Origin of the sequence: Burkholderia alba (assembly GCF_034721475.1) — a bacterium.
Lineage (GTDB): Bacteria > Pseudomonadota > Gammaproteobacteria > Burkholderiales > Burkholderiaceae > Burkholderia > Burkholderia alba.
Genome location: NZ_JAWJWL010000075.1, coordinates 1 through 6006 on the forward strand (window position 1 = coordinate 1; position 6006 = coordinate 6006).

Below are 6006 nucleotides of genomic sequence, written 5' to 3' on the forward strand. Positions count from 1 at the left end.
TGTCTCATTATGTGGCCAATACTGGCTCGTAAGGCCCACGATTTCTTCACGAATGACGAGACGAGTCGTGCGCTGGATGTTGAGGGAAGCCGTTAAAAAGCCCGGGAAGTGCTTTGCCATGGCCACGATACGCGCCGCTCGCCAATCCATGGAAACTGGTGCTTGGAGAGATCGAGGAGTTCCTGATTCAGGAGGGCCACACGCACCTGTACGATGTTGTGTGCTCCCACGCGACTCCAGCGCATGTGCTGGCCCTTGCACATCCGGCGACCGATGATTCGGTTGATGGAGGATTCAACGAAGCCGGTCGAGATTCGTCGGCCAGCGCGTTGTCGTGTGCGGTAGTCGATCAGCGAATCGCGATTAGCTTGTAGATATGTGACCACGTCCAGGAGTTTGCGGCGCGCCTGTCTGACCTGGCAGCTCGAATCCGGATCGCGCGTCTCGCGCAGGTCAAGGAGTCGGTGGAGTTTTTTCGCGAGCCCTTGCCAACCTGCCGCATCCCCAGTCCAGACTAGGCTGCGGAAGCGAACAAACAGATCCCACAGTTCGAATGCTGATCCGTTCACAGTGAGCTGCCCGTACGCCAGGGGCGCGACTGCCTGGTCAGCGTATCGCAACATTCGACCAATATGAGCCCAATCGAGCACCCATTCGGTATTGAACGGAAGATCAGCTGCAACGCCTGCCAGATCGAGTGCTCCATCGGTCAGTACGCAGACGTCGTTCGAATCATCGTAGCCACTGTCTCTCAGGAATTCAGTCATTTCTTCCTGCAAATGCCTGCTGCGCGGCATCGCGGATGCCCAAACTCTCGGTTGCCTACCTGTCCGCCCCAAAGCCGCGACCACAACTGCCAGCGACGAAGATTCCTTCCCCGTTGTCGTCCGATTGTCCTTGCTCGCGCCTTTGCCGTTGCTTCGGGCCCGACGAACATAGCCAACGTCAATGCCGAGTTCGGCATCCGGCTTCGTCTCCTCGCCCCGTCGATGCGCGGGTCGGGCGCGCTGTATGCATTTGCCGACATTCGTCGTGTGATTGCGGATCGTTACATGACTGTCACGACCGGACATCGGTAACAGCAGATTCATGATCTGCCTGGCCTGCCGATATGGCATTGACGCACCGAGTCCCGCATGCAGCCATCGTAGCTCACCGGTAGTCACATCCGTAAAGTAATGCTTGAGCGGCGAAACATACCTGGAGGCGTCCGCACCACAATCGCAAGCCTTCCATCGGTCCCGGCAGTAGAACACCTTCCCTAGGGTGGTTTTCAATTCAGAGCAATGACTATTGTGGAGGCGGCGTAGTACACCGCACGCCTGGCATGCCCTGCGCGAAGTGCAGAAGCATGTGATTTGCTCGACAACAAATTCCTGCTGGATACAATTGATCAGCGACTTCCCTTCGGCGAGGGACAGTCCCACGTCTCCGAATGTCGGATCACTGGTAGTCCCGTGAAGTCGCATGACTTCTACGCGCCAGGTCTCAGTCCCATCGCCATCGTCGAACTCCAGGGCGATCGTGCATCGCATGGCTCCCTCCGCCTCGGAGACAGGAAGGAAAACGATACCTCTTTGTGTGATCACTTCCCAGGCTTTTTAACGGTTTCCCTCAACACCCGACGACATCAACGTGTTGATGTCCGCGCAGGACTGACCCACTGGGGATGTGAACAAAATCTTGTTCAAAATTTGAATTTATTCAAAATATACCCTACTCCATATATATTTTCTATTGTGTAACCATAAATTTCTGATAAATTTAATTTTTTTCTAAGCGACGAAACATACGGAACAAGATTTCTTTCATTTCTTTTTTGTGCCTTCCCCCACAAGAAATTAACTAACTCAGCGTACGATAATGGTTTATCGATATTTTTAAAAAGAATTAATGCCAAATCAAATTCCTTTTTCGATAGAAAAACTTTATCCCCATTAATCTCTACAATATTTCTACCAAATTTAAAAAAATATTCGCCGAATTTTTTCTCTATTAACCCTTCCTCTTCGTCAATTTTTGGAAAGAGAAGTTTTTCAATATTTTCATGCAAAACAATTGCATCAGAATAAATCGATACACCATAATCAATATTTAGAGATATTGCCTGTTGTAGCGATAATTTATCAGAAAGATCAAACATTGCAATAACATATATCGATTTTTCTTTTAATTTTTCCCTAATCGATTCAGTAAAATCACGAATAATTAATTCACTAGAATTTTCACCTATGACAATCAAATTGATATTTGTTTTATTTATTCTAGAAACCACCCCACTAAAATGTCTAGCAATGTAGCATTGATGCCCCATTTTCAATACCGCCGCACGCAGCCGGGAAAGAGACTCATTGCTCCTTTCGAAAATTAATACTTTCATAGCGATCTATCATTCGTGACCTGCAGCTGCGCACCCATCTCGATCACGACGTTGAGTTCGTGCGACACGCCGCTCAAATTGACGAGTGGCACGTCGAGTCCGACCGGCAAGGTGTTCGCGTCGCCGCCGCTCAGGAAGTAAATCGGACCGATCTGGTCCGATTTCTTGAGCAACATCGTCAGGTAGGCGATGTTCTGATGGATGCCGTTTTCCCAGATCGCCTGGCCGTCTCTCGCGAACAGCGAGATGCCGACGGCCAGGCGTTTATTACGGGCTCCAGTAGACGGGGAATGACCTGTGTCGATCACCAGCTATATCCATATCCCGCGCCGTAAGTCTTGTTGTCGCCCGACATGCCGACGCCCAGCTTGAGAATGCCNGGCGTTTATTACGGGCTCCAGTAGACGGGGAATGACCTGTGTCGATCACCAGCTATATCCATATCCCGCGCCGTAAGTCTTGTTGTCGCCCGACATGCCGACGCCCAGCTTGAGAATGCCGTTGGTTGTGACGTGCGCGCTCGCACCGAACGCCATCCCCGACTGACCCGCGAAGCGGGCGACCCCGACGGCGACGTTGATCGTCTTGCCGGGTTCGACCTGCGGCAGCATGGTCAGGGCGGTGGCGGCGGCGATACCCTGCCGGGCCATCTGATCGGTTTGTTGCAGCGCCTGTTGGGTCTGACTCAGCTGCGTACCCAGGTTGTTGATCTGGGACTGCTGACCCGTCAGGGATTGTGACATAGATGTCGACAGCGCGGTCAGCTGGTTGACGTTGACCGCATCCGTGCCTTCCGTACCGGCCGCGACGTTGGTGATCTGACGCTGCTGGGTCGAGCTGCCGACCGACACCACGTTCGAGCGACCGCCGTCGTTGGAGTTGGCGCCGATCGCGACCGAGTTCGAGCCGGCGGTGACGGTCGGCTTGTCGGAGCCGGTGCCGTTCATGTCGGCGGCAATCCCGGATGAGTTGGCCGCCTGGATCGTACTGTTGTTGATCGTGGTCGACAGCGACGAGATCTGGTTGTTGATGTTGGTTACACCGGTCGACAACGATGCCACGTTGCTGTTGGTAGAGCTCAGGCCGGTGGACAGCGAGCTGATACCGGTCGAAGTCGATGTGGACAGCGACGCGACGTTGCTGTTGGTGGTCGACAGCCCGGTGGACAGTGAGCTGACGCCCGTCGACAAGGACGCGATGCTGGTCGATGTCGAGGTCGACAACGTGTTGATTGCCTGGTTGGTCTGATAAAGCTGGCTGCCGTTGATCGCGTCGGTGCTGGTGGCGGTGACCTGACCGGCGGCGACGTTGGTGACCTGGCGTTCGGCGCCCGGTGCGCCAACGCTGACCACGCTGGTGGGGTTCGCGCCGGCGTACGAGTAGGTCACGCCGCCCACCGTGCCGGTGGCGGTCGGTTTCGGCGCGGCGGTTACCGAACCGGAGCCGAGCGCGACGTCGTTGGAGTTGAGTGCGACCGCGCCGTTACCGAACGCCAGAGAGCCCGCGCCCGCCGCCGTCGACGTGTTGCCCAGCGCGATCGAACCCGTACCGGTCGCGATGTTGGCGTTGCCGATGGCCAGCGCACCCTGTCCGGTCGCGGAATTGTTGGCGCCCATGGCGACAGCGCCGGTACCGGTGGCAACGTTCGGATCGCCGATCGCGACCGCGCCATCGCCGGAAGCAGTGTTGCCCGCACCGACCGACACCGCCTTGCCGCCGGTGGCGGTCGCATTCTGGCCGACAGCGACCGCGCCGTCGGTGCTGGCGTTGGCCCCATCGCCGACGGCGACGCTGCTGACGCCGCCGGCGGATGCGTTGGTGCCTGCGGCAAGGGCGTTGATGCCGGTTGCGCCGTCGTTGTTGTAGTTGCCTTGCTGAGTGCCGTTGTCATTGACGCTGTAGTAGTGCGTCTTGGCAGCCAGAATGGCGGTCGACGTGGAGGTCGACAGCGAGGTGACGGTGCTGTTAGTGGTGCTCAGGCCGGTGGACAACGAACCGATGCCGGTCGACGTGGACGTCGAAAGGGAGGCCAGGTTGCTGTTGGTGGAACTGAGGCCGGTGGACAGCGACACGATGCTGCTGGTGGCTGTCGACAGCCCCGTCGACGTGGAGGTCGACAGCGAGGTGACGGTACTGTTGGTGGTGCTCAGTCCGGTGGACAAGGAGCCGATGCCGGTAGACGTCGAGGTCGACAACGACGCGATGGAGCTGTTGGCCGACGACAGGCCGGTGGACGTCGAAGTCGACAGCGAAGCGATGCCGGTCGAAGTCGAGGTGGACAGCGAAGCAATACCGCTGTTGGCCGAGCTCAAGCCCGTTGACGTGGAAGTCGACAGGGACGTGATCGAGCTATTGGCCGACGACAGGCCGGTCGAGGTCGACGTGGACAGCGAGGTGACGGTGCTGTCGGTCGTGCTCAGGCCGGTGGACAGCGAGCTGATACCCGTCGAGGTCGAGGTGGACAGCGAAGCGATACCGCTGTTGGCCGAGCTCAAGCCCGTCGACGTGGAGGTCGAGAGGGACGTGATGGAACTGTTGGCCGACGACAGGCCGGTCGACGTCGAAGTCGACAGCGACGCGACATTGCTGTCGGTGGTGCTCAAGCCAGTGGACAACGAACTGATGCCGGTTGAGGTCGACGTGGACAGCGAAGCGATACCGCTGTTGGCCGAGCTCAAGCCCGTCGACGTGGAGGTCGAGAGGGACGTGATGGAACTGTTGGCCGACGACAGGCCGGTCGACGTCGAAGTCGACAGCGACGCGACATTGCTGTCGGTGGTGCTCAAGCCAGTGGACAACGAACTGATGCCGGTTGAGGTCGACGTGGACAGCGAAGCGATACCGCTGTTGGCGGAGCTCAGGCCCGTCGACGTGGAGGTCGACAGGGACGTGATCGAGCTATTGGCGGACGACAGGCCGGTCGACGTCGACGTGGACAGCGAAGCGACATTGCTGTTGGTGGTGCTCAAGCCAGTGGACAACGAGCTGATGCCGGTCGAGGTCGATGTGGACAGCGAAGCGATACCGCTGTTGGCCGAGCTCAAGCCCGTCGACGTGGAGGTCGAGAGGGACGTGATCGAGCTATTGGCGGACGACAGGCCGGTCGACGTCGACGTGGACAGCGAAGCGATACCGCTGTTGGCCGAGCTCAAGCCCGTCGACGTGGAGGTCGAGAGGGACGTGATGGAACTGTTGGCGGACGACAGACCAGTCGAAGTTGAGGTGGACAGCGACGTGATCGAGCTGTTGGCCGACGACAGGCCGGTCGACGTCGAGGTCGACAGCGAGGTGACGTTGCTATTGGTGGTGCTCAGGCCGGTCGACAGCGAGGAAATCGCGCTGGTGGTGGTACCGACCTGCTGGGCGACGGAGTAAAGCTGGCTGCCGTTGATCGCGTCGGTGCTGGTGGCGGTGACTCGGCCGGCAGCGACGTTGGTCATCTGGTGTTCCGAGCCGGGTGCCCCGACGCTGACGACACCGGCAGGCGTGGCACCGGCGAAGCCGCTGAAGGTCGTGCCGGCAATGGTGGCGCTGCTGGTCGGGTTGGCCGCGGCGGTGACGGAATTGGCGCCGAGGGCGACGGAGTTGTTGGTGCCGGCGACGGCGCCGGTGCCGATGGCGACGGC

General features: G+C 58.2%; 3 protein-coding genes and 1 pseudogene. All 4 read right to left on the bottom strand.

Going from position 1 to position 6006, the window contains the following annotated elements:
• Positions 1-92 precede the first annotated feature (92 nt).
• Positions 93-1535, bottom strand: a complete 1443-nt coding sequence (locus RZR99_RS31760; protein WP_323123671.1) for an ISKra4 family transposase — start codon at positions 1533-1535, stop codon at positions 93-95.
• 152 nt (positions 1536-1687) lie between these two features.
• On the bottom strand, positions 1688-2380 hold the full coding sequence (locus RZR99_RS31765; RefSeq protein ID WP_323123672.1) for a winged helix-turn-helix domain-containing protein: 693 nt from the start codon (positions 2378-2380) through the stop codon (positions 1688-1690).
• Positions 2381-2397: 17 nt separating this feature from the next.
• Positions 2398-2688, bottom strand: a pseudogene (locus RZR99_RS31770) (DUF2827 family protein); the annotation flags it as partial.
• Between the two features lie 117 nt (positions 2689-2805).
• Positions 2806-6006: YadA family autotransporter adhesin (locus RZR99_RS31775; RefSeq protein ID WP_323123673.1), on the bottom strand; the 3201-nt coding region annotated here is incomplete at its 5' end.

Coding starts and splice junctions, on each gene's coding strand:
- RZR99_RS31760 (WP_323123671.1), bottom strand. CDS start 1,535: ATGCGATGCACGATCGCCCTGGAGTTCGACGATGGCGATGGGACTGAG.
- RZR99_RS31765 (WP_323123672.1), bottom strand. CDS start 2,380: ATGAAAGTATTAATTTTCGAAAGGAGCAATGAGTCTCTTTCCCGGCTG.